At 59.4% G+C, this 13,535-nt stretch carries 11 protein-coding genes; 4 read left to right on the top strand and 7 right to left on the bottom strand.

Annotated elements, in window-relative coordinates:
- Nucleotide 1 precedes the first annotated feature (1 nt).
- Genes WM40_RS03360 through WM40_RS03350 form a run of 3 tightly spaced genes read right to left on the bottom strand, consistent with a single transcriptional unit; the run spans nt 2 to nt 1,897 of the window.
- Nucleotides 2–883 (bottom strand): LysR family transcriptional regulator, encoded by an 882-nt coding sequence (locus tag WM40_RS03360; RefSeq protein ID WP_024904233.1) that lies wholly within the window; start codon nt 881–883, stop codon nt 2–4.
- A gap of 39 nt (nt 884–922) precedes the next feature.
- On the bottom strand, nt 923–1,660 hold the full coding sequence (locus tag WM40_RS03355) for a CbtA family protein (RefSeq protein ID WP_046152120.1): 738 nt from the start codon (nt 1,658–1,660) through the stop codon (nt 923–925).
- A gap of 15 nt (nt 1,661–1,675) precedes the next feature.
- Nucleotides 1,676–1,897, bottom strand: a complete 222-nt coding sequence (locus WM40_RS03350; RefSeq protein WP_046152119.1) for a CbtB domain-containing protein — start codon at nt 1,895–1,897, stop codon at nt 1,676–1,678.
- Between the two features lie 318 nt (nt 1,898–2,215).
- Between WM40_RS03350 and WM40_RS03345 the strand changes: the two genes are divergently transcribed.
- Both WM40_RS03345 and WM40_RS03340 read left to right on the top strand, forming a co-directional pair.
- Nucleotides 2,216–2,839 carry a histidine phosphatase family protein gene (locus tag WM40_RS03345; RefSeq protein ID WP_081765002.1) on the top strand — a complete coding sequence of 208 codons (624 nt, stop codon included), beginning with the start codon at nt 2,216–2,218 and terminating at the stop codon, nt 2,837–2,839.
- A gap of 268 nt (nt 2,840–3,107) precedes the next feature.
- Complete coding sequence (locus WM40_RS03340; protein WP_096335585.1) at nt 3,108–4,310, top strand: sugar transporter; 1,203 nt, start codon at nt 3,108–3,110, stop codon at nt 4,308–4,310.
- A 7-nt stretch (nt 4,311–4,317) separates the two neighbouring features.
- Here WM40_RS03340 and WM40_RS03335 read toward each other — a convergent pair whose 3' ends face one another.
- From WM40_RS03335 to WM40_RS03325, 3 genes are read right to left on the bottom strand one after another with little or no spacing between them, the layout of a single operon-like run.
- Nucleotides 4,318–5,874 carry an efflux transporter outer membrane subunit gene (locus WM40_RS03335; protein WP_082102414.1) on the bottom strand — a complete coding sequence of 519 codons (1,557 nt, stop codon included), beginning with the start codon at nt 5,872–5,874 and terminating at the stop codon, nt 4,318–4,320.
- A 36-nt stretch (nt 5,875–5,910) separates the two neighbouring features.
- Nucleotides 5,911–9,132 carry an efflux RND transporter permease subunit gene (locus WM40_RS03330; protein WP_024904227.1) on the bottom strand — a complete coding sequence of 1,074 codons (3,222 nt, stop codon included), beginning with the start codon at nt 9,130–9,132 and terminating at the stop codon, nt 5,911–5,913.
- A 56-nt stretch (nt 9,133–9,188) separates the two neighbouring features.
- Complete coding sequence (locus WM40_RS03325; RefSeq protein WP_046152118.1) at nt 9,189–10,421, bottom strand: efflux RND transporter periplasmic adaptor subunit; 1,233 nt, start codon at nt 10,419–10,421, stop codon at nt 9,189–9,191.
- Nucleotides 10,422–10,605: 184 nt separating this feature from the next.
- Here WM40_RS03325 and WM40_RS03320 point away from each other — a divergent pair, with 184 nt between their 5' ends.
- A complete protein-coding gene (locus WM40_RS03320) occupies nt 10,606–11,559 on the top strand; it encodes a LysR family transcriptional regulator (protein ID WP_024904225.1) in 954 nt (317 codons plus the stop codon).
- 71 nt (nt 11,560–11,630) lie between these two features.
- On the opposite strand, the gene WM40_RS03315 is transcribed toward WM40_RS03320, so the two are convergent.
- Nucleotides 11,631–12,191, bottom strand: a complete 561-nt coding sequence (locus WM40_RS03315; RefSeq protein WP_024904224.1) for an RrF2 family transcriptional regulator — start codon at nt 12,189–12,191, stop codon at nt 11,631–11,633.
- A 225-nt stretch (nt 12,192–12,416) separates the two neighbouring features.
- Between WM40_RS03315 and WM40_RS03310 the strand changes: the two genes are divergently transcribed.
- On the top strand, nt 12,417–13,244 hold the full coding sequence (locus WM40_RS03310) for an SIR2 family NAD-dependent protein deacylase (RefSeq protein ID WP_046152117.1): 828 nt from the start codon (nt 12,417–12,419) through the stop codon (nt 13,242–13,244).
- Nucleotides 13,245–13,535 lie beyond the last annotated feature (291 nt).

Genomic DNA, 13,535 nt, shown 5'->3' with positions numbered 1-13,535 from the left:
TTCAGAGCGGATGCTCGCCCAGGCGCTGTTGTAGATAGTCGATGGCGTGCGTAGCGCGGCGCGACACCGACCATTCCGCACGATGTATCAACCATAGTGTATCGATCACCGCTACGGGTGCTGTCATCACGCGAATACGTGACTGATCGGCAAACGCTTGTCGTGCATAGCGAGGGATCACCGTAAACCCCAGGCCACGGGCAACCGGTTCGAGGATCAATGCCATCTGATTGACAAAGCCCACACGCCGTAAGTTGGCGACATGCGACGCTTCGCTGAACTGTCGGCTCAGCAGGCGCTGCGCCATCGCCTGGCCATCTGGGTGATCGATAAAGCCGAGTTCCGCCAGGTCCTGCCAACTTCCTATATCCGCCTTTGCGGGCACCACCAGTTCAAGTGGCTCCTGCGCGAAATAGCGGGCCTCGATCTGCGTATGATCCGGTCGGGACGTCACGAGGCCAATCTCGCATTGGCTTTGCAACACTGCCTCCAGCGTCTCTCGATCGGACGCAAATCGATGCCGTACGGTCAGCCCCGGGCGCGCTTCCTGTAGATCCAGCAGCAGCGGGTACAACACCAGACCGACACTCCCTGGCGTCATCAGGGTGATGTCACCGTCTTCTTCATCGGCATCGGCGATGCGTTGCTGCAGGCGATGGTCCGCGCGATTGATTTCATCGTAATAATCCAGAAGCGCGCGGCCCGTGGCGGTCAACTCGATGCGGCGCGGCTTGCGGATCAACAGCGCGCCATACTCCGCTTCCAGATGCCTGAGATGCTGGCTTACCGCCGCCTGCGTCAGTCCGAGCTTTTCCGCGGTACGCGTAAAGTTGCCTAGCTTCGCCAACAGCGCGAAGGTCTTCAACCATTGCGGATTCACCATTGCCCATGCTCGACAAAGATCTGATACCCGCGCATCGTGTCAGGCACGCATACCAGCCGGGAGTGGACCGTTTCGATGCTGAATCACACGCTCGGCCAGAATGCCGAACAACAGACCCAACGTGGTCCAGACCACCGCCTGCATGCCGATCGATGCAACGCGGAATTGCCACAACGTCGATGCCGGAAACGTCGCCGGCACCTCGTTGATGGTTGGCAGGCCTCCCTGCACCGCCACGATGATCGCACAATACAGTGCACCCGCGACAATCGATCCATTCCAGTCACCCCATCGTGCCACCGCGGCACGACGCACGCTCAACGCAAAAACCATCGCGACAACCGAGATGGCGAGCATGAGGAAAAAGAGCCCGGTGCGAAAACCGATGGTTTCCGGATCGCCAATCGAGGGCGGGTTCGCCGGATACTTCAGCGTCGGCACGATGACGAGAGAGACGAAGGCCCCTACCGCCAGCCACGCCGACAATGCGCGCGGCGACTGGCCCTTTACACGACCGTAACAGAAGGCAAAGGTCAGCGAAAACAAGCCACCTACCGCTGTCCCAAAAACCAGCACGCCGGATGCCAAGCCCAGTCCGGACTGAACATGGCGACTAATGAGTTCTTCCTCGTGATCACCGTCATGCGCATGCTCTGCCGACTCGAACGCAATGGCGCGGTTCACCTGGGGCTCCCCGACGATCTTGCCAAGCCCGAATGCGAGCAGTCCTGCGGCAATTCCCGCAACCATGCCGCGAATCAAAAGACGACCTACCATGATGACCGCCTTCGCTCAATGACAAGGGAAACCGAGCAAATGTCGGGCATCGTGGACAAATTCATGGACGTACATGCCTGGAATCAGCGATGTCGCGCCCTCCTCCGCCCCCACAAAATAGATAGCGATCAACATCAGCAGGCCGCCGAAGACGATCCAGGGCAGCAGGTCGCGCAAGGGAATCGCGGCAGGTGCGGCGCCGGCGTCCACCGGCTGGGAAAGAGCATGGTCATGCATTGTATTTCTCCTAGGGTCGTGCGCCCGTGGCGAAGATAAAAGCGGCCGCGTTTTAGGAAACGACCGTACTACAGGGGCAGGTCTGGCTACCGAAACATAATGCGCCGTGGCATGTGGTCCGGATACAGTGGCGCGACCGCGCCGGATTCCCACCGGCTTCCGCTCCCCGATTCGCGTATTCTACGGCATGGGCGTGTTTGCAGGCCGCCAGGCGTGCACTCTCATTCCGGCACGCCCGCACGAACAGCGCGCGTCGATGAACGTGCAACGCGCGCCGCAATCCGATACGCGACGAGGGACGCATAGGGAGCAACGGAAATGGCACGCGCAATTCTTATGATGGCGCACGCGTCAACACCCGCAATGCGTAAAGGTGCGTTCCCCGAGCGTGACAACGAAGCCGCGGCCCTGCTCGCGCTTCGCACGGGGAGCGCGGGCGACGCCCTAGACCAGCGCGCCATCGAAGAGTTGACGGCAACGCGGACAAGCAGGAACTTTGTCGCGTTGACTGACACTTACGTACGGGTTTGTTGCGCGCCATCGCGCATTGCCGTCGCGTCTGCCTACGGCCTCGGCTTCGCGTCGGACCAGATCACCCTCGACACGGGCTTGGCCACACCGCATCATGGCAGTTGGGCAGGCGCGAGCGCATTGCAAATCGGTCTGGACAACCCAGTCGCTTTACAGGCATGGACCCGTGATCCGTTTTTCGCACCGCCTGGCGGTGAATCTTTCAATGCGGTCTGTCGACGCGTGACAATCTGGCTCGCCACGGTAATGAAAGACGATAGCGATCAGGCGGGCGACGACGACGAGGCTTTACCGGTATTGGCAATCGCCAGCGCGCCAGTCATACGGGCAGCAGTTCTGTTGGCACGCCGTGCCCCCATCGAGACATTTTTTCAACTGAACGTCGCACCCGCTGCGCTTTTTACGCTTTAGCAATGAATTGATGAAGCAATCGATGTCGTGTTTTTGCCAACGCAAATTGATTCTTCCATACGCCGAAATACGACTATTTGTAACGGTCGTATCTGTATGCGATTACATTCGCGAGAAGCAGTTGTCTCCCGCCTCGGGGCGGGCGTACACTCGACTGCTGCCCATATTGCAGCGCATCACGCCGTATCGCCGATCGCCACGCTGCGTGCACGCTCCTCATGGCTGCATATGGGCAGTTACCCACTTTTTCCTGCCCCGAGATTGACCGATGGATTTGCCTGCATCCGACGCGCCGAAAGACCCGACCGATAACTGGCGCGGTGTCATTGCACTGGCTCTGGCCGCATTTATTTTCAACACCACGGAATTCGTGCCGGTCGCGCTGCTGAGCGATATCGGTGCGTCGTTCGACATGCCGCCTTCGGCCGTGGGACTGATCCTCACCGTGTATGCCTGGGTCGTCGCCCTGCTGTCATTGCCGATGATGTTATTGACGCGATCAGTCGAGCGCCGCAAGCTGCTGATCGCGTTATTTGTCGTCTTTATCGTCAGCCATGTCGTCTCTGGTTTTGCATGGAGTTTCCATGTGCTCGAACTGAGCCGCGTGGGGATCGCATTTGCGCACGCAATTTTCTGGTCGATCACGGCATCGTTAGCGGTCCGGGTTGCACCGCCAGGCAAGCATGTCCAGGCGCTCAGCCTGCTGTCCACCGGTACGTGTCTGGCAATGGTGCTGGGTATACCGCTGGGCCGGATGCTCGGTGAATTGGTGGGGTGGCGTTACACCTTCCTCGCGATTGCCGCGGTGGCGGCAGTGGCCGCGTACCAACTTGCTCGCGCACTGCCGTTGCTGCCGAGCGAAAATGCCGGCTCGCTGAGTAGTCTGCCAATCTTGTTCAAGCGACCGGCGCTGCTGTGCGTGTATGCGCTGACCGCGCTTGTCGTGACGGCACACTTCACCGGATATAGCTATATCGAACCGTTCGCGCACGACGTGGCGCAGTTGAGCGGCCCGATGGTCACGGCCTTGCTTTTGTTGTTCGGCGGTTCGGGTGTCATCGGTTCTTTCCTTTTTAATCGACTGAGCGGGAAATTCCCGTTTGCATTGTTGATCGGCGCGATTGTCGTGATCACGATCAGCCTGATGCTGCTGTTGCCGTTCTCCGGCAACCCTTATCTGCTGGAAGGGTTGAGCGTGTTATGGGGCATTGCCATCATGTGCTTCGGCTTGTCATTGCAGGCCAAGGTTTTGACGCTCGCACGCGATGCCACGGATGTAGCAATGGCGATGTTCTCAGGCATCTACAACGTCGGCATTGGCGGCGGCGCCTTGTTGGGTAGCGTGGTCGCGGCCCACGTCGGCATGCGATATATCGGCTTCGGCGGCGGCTTGGTCGCGTTGTTCGGCGTAGCCCTGGTCTACTACATGTCGCGCCGATTCGCACGCCAGATCGGCGCGCCGACGAGCTGACCGCGCGTTACATCCGGGGGGCGGAACCTACACCCGCCACCGCTCCCCAACCGCCGCCCAATGCGCGGATCAATGCCACCGTCGCGGCCGCCTGTACCCCTGCCAGTTGCGTCGCGGTCCGCTCCGACTGCAAGGCAGTGCGCTCAGAATCGATCACGCTCAGATAGTCGACCTCCCCCTCCGCATACTGCCGGCGAGACAGGGACGCCGCGCGCGCCGACGCCTGCACGGCAACCGCCACGGTGTCGCGCTGGGTACGCAAGATCCGCAAATCAGAGAGGCTGTCCTCTACTTCCTGAAACGCATTGAGGACCTGAGATCGATAGTTCGCCGCTTGTTCGTCAAAGCGGGCACGGGACTGCGCCAACTGCGCGCGGCGACGACCGCCGTCGAATATCGGCAAGGTCAACGCGGTACCAGTGAGTGGTCCGAGGACAAAGGCACGGCTCGACCACTTGAACAAATCTCCCAACGTCGCCGCTTCGAAGCCCGCCGTGCCAGTGAGCGACAACGAAGGAAAATACGCCGCTTTCGCTACGCCAATGCGCGCGTTCGCGGCCGCCATCGCCCGTTCCGCCGCGGCGATATCCGGCCTGCGTTCTAGCAATGAAGAGGGCAATCCCGCCGGTACGATCACATGCACCGCCTGCAATGGACTGTCCGGCATGGTGAACGATTCCGGCGTACTGCCCACCAGCACCGCCAGCTTGTGCTCGGCGCTGGCGCGCTGCCTTTCCACCGTCATCGCATCGGACTGCGCGCTGGCAAGTTCGCTGCGCGCACGGGCCACTTCCAACTCGCTGATATCGCCTTCGGCAAATCGTCGCTGGACCAAATCCAGTGCCTGCTTGCGCAACGTGATCGTACGCCGCAGGACGTCACGATCAGCATCCAGCGACCGTAAGGCAAAATACTGTTGCGCGACGTCGGCCTGGAGCGTAAGCAACACCGATCGATACAGGGCATCGCTTTGCTCCGCGTCGGCACGGGCTGCCCGTACACTATCGGAAACGTGGCCGAACAAATCGACCTCATACGATGCAGTGGCTTGGGCACGCCACAGTGTCTGCGACGGTACGGTGGCATTGTCCGACAACAACTGCGACGCCCCGGACACCTTTTCTCGCGTGGGACCAAAGCCCGCGCCCAGCGACGGGAACAGGCCCGCGCGAGCGGTGTCACGCGTCGCGCGGGATTCGTTGACCCGGGCAAACGCGGCTTGCAAGGTTGGGCTTGCCGATACGGCACGCGACTCCAGGCCGTCCAATGTCGTGTCGCCGAAGATACGCCACCATTCACCGCGTGGCAATTGATCCGACGGCGCCGCAACCTTCCACTGTGTTCTCGCGCCTGGGTCCGACACTTCCGGCGTCGTATCGGTGTCAGACGCATCGGACACCTGCGCGGCAGACTCCTTGAATGCCGTTGGCGTGCCGATCGACGGTTTCTCATAATGTGGCGCCATCGAGCATGCGCTCAACACCCATGCGGTCATGACGGACAACGCCACCGGTGGCGCCAACCGGGCGAACCGCGGCGCGATATATCGCTTGAGATAATGCATTGTCATTTCGTTTCTCTCTTCACCCGTTGCGCGCGCTCACGACGATTCATCTGCGGCTCGGCCACCGTCGCCGTTCCAGGAAGCATCCACGCCCTGGATCGCAGGATGCCGGTGATGCGTGTCCTCCAGATGCGCTTTGCGCGTAAGCTTGCGCAACACCACATAGAAAACCGGCGTCAGCATGAGGCCAAACAATGTCACCCCCAGCATGCCGAAAAAGACGGCGATCCCCATGGCATGCCGCATCTCGGAACCTGGGCCGCTCGCCAGCACCAGCGGCACGACTCCCATGATGAAAGCGATCGAGGTCATCAAGATCGGACGCAAGCGCAGGCGACTCGCCTCCACCGCAGCCTGGATGAGAGTGCGGCCCTGCATCTCCAGTTCCCGCGCGAATTCGACGATCAGAATCGCGTTCTTCGCCGACAAGCCCACCAGCACCATCAATCCGATCTGCGTGAAGATGTTGTTGTCGCCGTGCGTCAACCAGATGCCGGTCAACGCCGACAGGATGCTCATCGGCACGATCAGGATTACCGCAAGTGGCAGCACCAGACTTTCATACAGCGCGGCAAGCACCAGATACACGAGCAACACGCTGATCGGGAAGACGATGAACGCGGCGTTTCCCGCCAGTTCCTGCTGGTACGAGAGGTCGGTCCATTCGAACTTGAACCCACGTGGCAGCGTTTCCGCCGCAATGCGGCGTACCGCCGCTTGCGCTTGATCGGTCGAATAGCCCGGCGCCGGCCCGCCGTTGACGTCGGCGGCGGTATAGCCGTTGTAACGCACCACCATATCCGGACCATAGGTTGGCGTGACCTTCACGAGCGACGACAACGGCACCATGTCACCGTTCGCATTACGCGTCTGGAGCAAACCAATATCGCCGGTATTCGATCGGAAACGCGCATCCGCCTGCACACGTACTTGGTAGACACGGCCGAACTTGTTGAAGTCGTTGACGTAGAACGATCCCAGGTACACTTGCATCGTATTGAAAACATCGGTTACGGAGACACCGAGCTGCTTGGCTTTCACCCGATCGAGTTCGACGTTCAATTGCGGCACGTTGATCTGATAGCTCGAGAACGTCGGCCCCAACTCCGGCGCTTGCGCCGCGCGCTTCATGAAGGCTTGGGTCGCGTCATACAACGCGGTATAGCCCTGCGATCCGCGGTCTTCGATCTGTAGCTTGAATCCGCCAAGCGTGCCGAGTCCCAACACCGGTGGTGGCGGGAATACGGCAAGGAACGCCCCCTTGATCGTGGACATCTTGGTATTCAATTCGGCCAGAATCTTGTCCATTGGCACATGGCCGGGTCGCTTGTCGATCGGGTCCAATACGATGAACGTGATGCCGGCGCTTGACGAGTTCGTGAAGCCGTTTACCGACAAGCCCGGAAACTGCACCGCGGCCGATACACCGGGCACCGTCAATGCAATGCGGCCCATTTCCTGCACCACTTCCTCGGTGCGATCCAGCGACGCGCCATTTGGCAACTGCGCGATGGCAACCAGATAGAGCTTGTCCTGTGCCGGTACGAAGCCCCCCGGCACGGTCTTGCCCATGAACACCGTCGCACCAAGCAGGACCGCGTACAACATCAGCATCACCGCCCTGCGTCCGATAATGCGCGATACGCCACGCCCGTATTGTTCGGAGCCGCGATGAAATACCTTGTTGAATATCCGGAAAAAGCCACCGAATAATCGATCCATGACACGCGTCAACCAATCCTTCGGCTCATCGTGTCCTTTCAGCAGCATGGCCGCCAAGGCCGGTGACAACGTCAGCGAATTGAATGCCGAAATCACCGTCGAAATCGCGATGGTCATCGCGAATTGCTTGTAGAACTGCCCCGTAAGGCCTGACATGAAAGCCAGCGGCACAAACACCGCCACCAAGGTCAGCGCGATGGCGACAATCGGACCACTGACCTCCTGCATCGCACGATAGGTCGCGGCTTTCGCCGAGAGACCGGCGGCAATATTTCGTTCAACGTTTTCGACAACAACGATCGCGTCATCCACCACGATACCGATGGCCAGCACCAGACCAAACAGTGACAAGGCGTTGATCGAATAGCCGAACGCGAGCAACAGGGAGAACGTGCCGATGATCGACACCGGTACTGCCAGCAACGGAATGATCGAAGCACGCCACGTCTGCAGGAAAACAATGACGACCAGGACCACCAGCGCGATGGCCTCGATCAGGGTATGCATCACGGCATGAATACTGGCGCTGACGAAACGCGTGGGATCATAGACGATGTCATAGGACAAGCCCGGCGGAAAGTCGGCCTGCATGTCCTTCATCTCGGCGCGGACCTGATCGGCAATTTGCAGCGAGTTGGCACCGGGCTGCTGATTGATTACGACGGCCACCGCGGACTTCGTGTTCAGGAAGGCGCGCAGACCATACTCGGAAGCCCCCAATTCGACACGTGCCACATCCTTCAAATAGGTAACCGCCCCATCAGGCGACGTTTTCAGGATGATGTCGCGAAACTCGTCCTCGCTGCGCAGTCGACCTTGCGCGTTAACATTCAACTGCAATGGCGTGTTGCGCATCGAAGGCGATTCCCCGATCACACCTGCAGCCACCTGCACGTTCTGTTCGCGAATCGCATTGACAACATCGGTCGCGGTCATCCCCTTCTCCGCCACCTTCTGCGGATCGAGCCACACGCGCATCGCATAATCGCCGGCACCAAAAATCTGCACTTGTCCTACGCCTCGAATACGCTCAAGCCGATCCTTCACATTGATTAATGCGTAGTTACGCAGATAAGTGGAGTCGTAACGGCCACTCGGCGATATCAGATGGACCAGCAAGGTAATGGTGGGAGATGCCTTGATCGTCGTCACCCCCAGGCGCTGCACGTCGTCCGGCAAACGTGGCAAGGCCTGGGAGACACGGTTCTGCACCAGTTGCTGCGCCTTGTCAGGATCCGTACCGAGCTTGAACGTGACCGTGGTTGTCATATTGCCGTCGCTGTTAGCCTGCGACTGCATATACAGCATGTTTTCCACGCCATTGATCTGTTCCTCCAATGGTGCGGCAACGGTCTCCGCAATCACTTTCGGATTCGCGCCCGGGTACTGCGCATGCACGAGCACGGACGGCGGCACCACTTCCGGATACTCGGAGATAGGCAACTGGAACACGGCGATCAAGCCGCCGAGCAGGATGATCGCGGACAGGACACCCGCGAAGATCGGTCGATCGATAAAAAATTTTGAGATATTCATCTGGGCGCTCCGGCGTCCTTGTTTGCGGCTATCGGCGGCAACGCGTTGCCGCGCGATCAGGGCTGCGCTTGCACGACGGTTTGCTGCTTTGCCGTGTCCGGCTGGTCACCCGATGGCAACATCGCAACGAGATGTACCGTCACCGGCGTATTCGGCCTCACACGCTGCAACCCTTCCACGACAATGCGTTCACCGGCGTCCAATCCCGAAGTGATCACGCGTAGGCCGTCGTGTTCGCCTCCGGTGTGTACTTCGCGGTACTGGGCCTTGTTGTCCTTGTCGACCACAAGCACGTACTGCTTGTCCTGATCGGTGCCGATGGCGGCATCGCTGATCATCACGGCCGGATGCGGCTTGCCCCCACCTACCGCCACGCGAGCGTACAACCCCGGTAACAAGACACCGTCGGCATTATCGAAACGTGCGCGTACGCGTATCGTTCCAGAGCGTATATCCATGCGGTTATCGATCGAATCGATAACCCCGGTGCGGGAATAGCCGTCTTCGCTGGCCAAGCCAAGACGGACGGGAACCGCCTGTTCCCCCGCGGCATTTCGCGCGTTCTGACTGAGGTATTGCAGATAGGTCTGCTCGTCGACATCGAACGACGCATACATTGGCGACACGGATACCACTGTCGTCAGCAACGGCGCATTTGCGCCCGCTGACACGATATTGCCGACGGTCAGTTCGGCACGCGACAGCCGCCCGCTGATGGGCGCCTTGATCTGCGTATACGACAAATCGATGCGGGCTGCCGAGACCGCTGCCTGGGCTGCTTTTACATCGGCATCCGCTTCCAGCGCCGCGTTGTGCTTCTGGTCGACGTCACGCTTTGCAATGGCATTGTCGGCGATCAAGCGCTGCGCCCGCGCCGCATCGCTCACTGCATAGCCTTGTCGCGCACGTGCCGCGGCGAGTTGTGCAACCGCCCGGTCGAGTGCGGCGGCATAAGGCCTTGGGTCAATCGTAAAAAGCGGGGCTCCCCGCTTGACCATCGCGCCATCCTTGAAATGCACGGCGACAATCGTGCCTCCCACCAAAGGCCGGACATCGACATGATCAACGGCTTGAAGACGACCGGAATAGCGTTGGAAGTCCGTGATCGTGCGTGCCACCACGGGCGCGACATCGACCTCTGGCGGTGGTGGCACGGCCGTCGCGGCATGGGCAACGGTTGTAAGTGCCAGTGGGGCGTTCAACCGATGGGCCAGGTTAAGGGCGAAAACGACGACGGCGAGGGCGCCAACCCCCAGGATCGCGCGTTGTTGATGCTTTGTCAGAGACATGGTCGCTTCCAGTAAAGGCGGTTATGCGAAATTTCGTGCATTGAAATAGCAATGCATACCGCGCCGGTGTCGCGGCGCGGTATGGGGACTCGCGCATTGTGCGAAAAATTGGCATCGGGATAAATTGCGCCAATTACGAACACAATTTATAATCCGCGAACAATCTTCCACCGTGAGGCGCGATATGGACCGATTTCAGGCGATGCAGGTATTTACGCGTGTGGTGGAGATGAGCAGCTTTTCGCGTGCTGCGGATGCGCTGAACATCCCGCACGCGTCGGCGACGACGTTGATCAAGAAACTGGAGGCACACCTCAACGTACGCCTGTTACAACGCACCACCCGGAAGCTGAATCTGACGCCGGAGGGCGCGCAGTACTACGCGCATTGCGTTCGGATATTGGCCGATATTGAGGACGGCGAGCACGCTGTATCACAAAGCACGCAAGGTCCACGCGGCGTGTTGCGGCTCGATATGCCCGGCGCGATCGGGCGCCGCTTGATCATGCCGCGCCTGCCCGCTTTTCGCGAGCGCTATCCCGACATCGAACTGATGATCGGGTTCAGCGACCGTCCTGTCGACCTTATCCAGGACGGTGTGGATTGTGCGATCCGTGTAGGAGAATTGGCGGATTCGACTCTTGTGGCGCGCAAGCTCGGATCCCTGGACATGCTGACCGCGGCCAGTCCGGATTACCTGGCATTGTACGGCCGGCCGCAGTCGCTAGCGGCGCTGGCGCAGCATCGCGCCGTGCGCTATTTTTCGCATCGGACCGGGCGGATGCTGGATCTGGTTTTCGAAGACGGCGCGCGATTGCACGAGATCAAGATGCGGAGCACCTTGTCGTTCAATGATGCCGAGGCCTGTATCCTGGCCGCCGTGGAGGGCGCGGGACTTGTGCAATCCACGCGATTCCTGCTTGCACCTTATCTGCGCTGCGGAGCCTTGACCGAAGTGCTGACGCATCTGCCGCCGCCGTCGCAACCGATTTCGGTCGTGTATCCCCAAAATCGGCATCTTGCATCGAAAGTGCGCGTCTTTGTTGACTGGATCGCGGAGGTGTTTGCTAACTGCACGGAGCAGGACTGTGAACGGCAAACGCAGGCGCACATCGAACAACAGGCCCTTTACGCGTGATGGCCCCGACGTTGCCAGCCGGTTTATCTCAAAAAAAGAAACTCGCGCCAGATGCGCTGGCGCGTATCAAATTAGATGACGTCGAGCGCGGATGCTGACGCTTTACGGCGACGCTTTGGCGTGCGTTCGACCCTATCCTTTTTCGCCGGATGTATAGCCGATGCCGATAGCTTGTCTGTTTCAAACGCCATTGCAACCACGTCTTTAGAAGGGCACGACTTGAGAGCGTGGAGCAGACAGTCCAGTGTTTTCTCCGCGAGACGTGCTTCGAATCCCCGCTGCGCGTCTTCCAGCACGCTCTGCATGCAGTCTTTGATATTAACGCTGATCAGGCAGCGCGACTCCACCGGATAGGTATGCATGCACGAGGTGGGGGGTGCTTCACTCGCACGATAAATATCTAATAACGTAATGGATTCCGGCGCGCGGCCAAGTCGGCAAGCGCCGTTACGTCCGCGAGTGGCACTCACGAGACCGGCTTTGGTCAACCGTGACAACGTCCGGCGCACGAACGTCGGTTCCGCGTTGATGCTCTCAGCGAGCTCGGCGGAACGAACCTCGGCGCCTTCGTGATAACCAAGCGAGGCAAGGATATGCACGGCGATCGAGAATTGGACATTTTTGGTCGACATAAGGTTATGATAAAGATCACAATTTCAAGCTGTCAAGGCGGGTTCGCGCAAGACGCTATTACGAGATGTTGCGCCGCCGCCATTTGCGCGTGATGTCGGGCGTCTCGACGACGGTCGGCCTCTTTCCGAATCGTTGTTGATCTGTCATATTTTGTCAGTCTTGCAAATCTGTTTACATGCATACTCGCGATGCGACAATTGCCGTGATCCTGGAGCTAATAAAGGATGGACAAAGAAGCGCGCTTCGCATTGGCGGTCTCATGGATCCGCGAAGCTGATGGGCTGTTGATTACCGCTGGCGCTGGAAATGGGGTCGACTCCGGTCTACCCGAATTCCGCGGCGACGAAGGATTGTGGCGGGCCTATCCGCCGTTGCGTGAGGCGAGGCTGTCGTTTGAACAGATTGCAAATCCCGCTGGATTTTCGCGGCATGCGACGTTGAGCTGGGGCTTCTATGGGCACCGGCTAGCGCTGTATAGAAACACCGTTCCGCACGAAGGCCATGGCCGAATGCTGGAGTGGGCGGCGAAGATGACGCATGGCGCGTTTGTATTCACCAGCAATGTCGATGGTCAGTTTCAAAAAGCCGGTTTCGACCCGTCACGCGTGGTCGAATGCCATGGATCGATCCACGCCATGCAATGCGTCGAACCGTGCTGCTACCGTTCGTGGTCGGCTGACGATTTTGTTCCCGATGTTGATGCATCGCGCTGCGAGCTACGCAACGCATTGCCGCGCTGCCCATTTTGTGGCGGCCTCGCGCGCCCAAACGTTCTGATGTTTAGCGATTGGCATTGGGTCAGTGCATCCACTGAACACCAGCAGGCGGCATTGACGGAATGGTTGGCGAAGGTCAAGAAGCCGGTAGTCATTGAATTGGGGGCAGGGACGGCTGTCTCAACAGTACGTCATTTCAGCGAACGGATGGGCCAGAGGATCATTCGGATCAATCCGCGCGAGTTTTCCATCCCGCCCACATTGGGCGTCGGCTTCCAGCAATCGGCCTTGGCGGGTCTGCAGCTATTAGACGCCCAGATAAAACTCGCGGAATAGTGGCCGGGACCACTCGAATGCGTTGTGGTCATCGTGGCGGTCGCGCTCTGGCTCCTGGGCAGCCGGCTGACTGAAGCCCATGGTCGCACTGCGCATGGCAGGTGCATGCGTATGGTCATATCGCCGCGATCAGACGGTGACATCTCCTTTTGTGACATGCACCTCTGAAGGTGCTTGAATTTCCGCGCTGTTCATAGTTCACTTGAACTCTATTGCTGACCTGTTTGTTTTGCCGCGATTCATTTTCTCATGACGACCTCGTGACAGAGGTCGTGCCACGTATCCTTGTCC

This window comes from Robbsia andropogonis (assembly GCF_000970345.1).
Taxonomy (GTDB): domain Bacteria; phylum Pseudomonadota; class Gammaproteobacteria; order Burkholderiales; family Burkholderiaceae; genus Robbsia; species Robbsia andropogonis.
Note: the sequence above shows the minus strand (reverse complement) of the source record. Positions and strands in the feature narration are given on the sequence as shown.

Coding starts and splice junctions, on each gene's coding strand:
- WM40_RS03360 (WP_024904233.1), bottom strand. CDS start 883: ATGGTGAATCCGCAATGGTTGAAGACCTTCGCGCTGTTGGCGAAGCTA.
- WM40_RS03330 (WP_024904227.1), bottom strand. CDS start 9,132: ATGAATATCTCAAAATTTTTTATCGATCGACCGATCTTCGCGGGTGTC.
- WM40_RS03350 (WP_046152119.1), bottom strand. CDS start 1,897: ATGCATGACCATGCTCTTTCCCAGCCGGTGGACGCCGGCGCCGCACCT.
- WM40_RS03310 (WP_046152117.1), top strand. CDS start 12,417: ATGGACAAAGAAGCGCGCTTCGCATTGGCGGTCTCATGGATCCGCGAA.
- WM40_RS03355 (WP_046152120.1), bottom strand. CDS start 1,660: ATGGTAGGTCGTCTTTTGATTCGCGGCATGGTTGCGGGAATTGCCGCA.
- WM40_RS03325 (WP_046152118.1), bottom strand. CDS start 10,421: ATGTCTCTGACAAAGCATCAACAACGCGCGATCCTGGGGGTTGGCGCC.
- WM40_RS03320 (WP_024904225.1), top strand. CDS start 10,606: ATGGACCGATTTCAGGCGATGCAGGTATTTACGCGTGTGGTGGAGATG.
- WM40_RS03335 (WP_082102414.1), bottom strand. CDS start 5,874: ATGCATTATCTCAAGCGATATATCGCGCCGCGGTTCGCCCGGTTGGCG.
- WM40_RS03340 (WP_096335585.1), top strand. CDS start 3,108: ATGGATTTGCCTGCATCCGACGCGCCGAAAGACCCGACCGATAACTGG.
- WM40_RS03345 (WP_081765002.1), top strand. CDS start 2,216: ATGGCACGCGCAATTCTTATGATGGCGCACGCGTCAACACCCGCAATG.
- WM40_RS03315 (WP_024904224.1), bottom strand. CDS start 12,191: ATGTCGACCAAAAATGTCCAATTCTCGATCGCCGTGCATATCCTTGCC.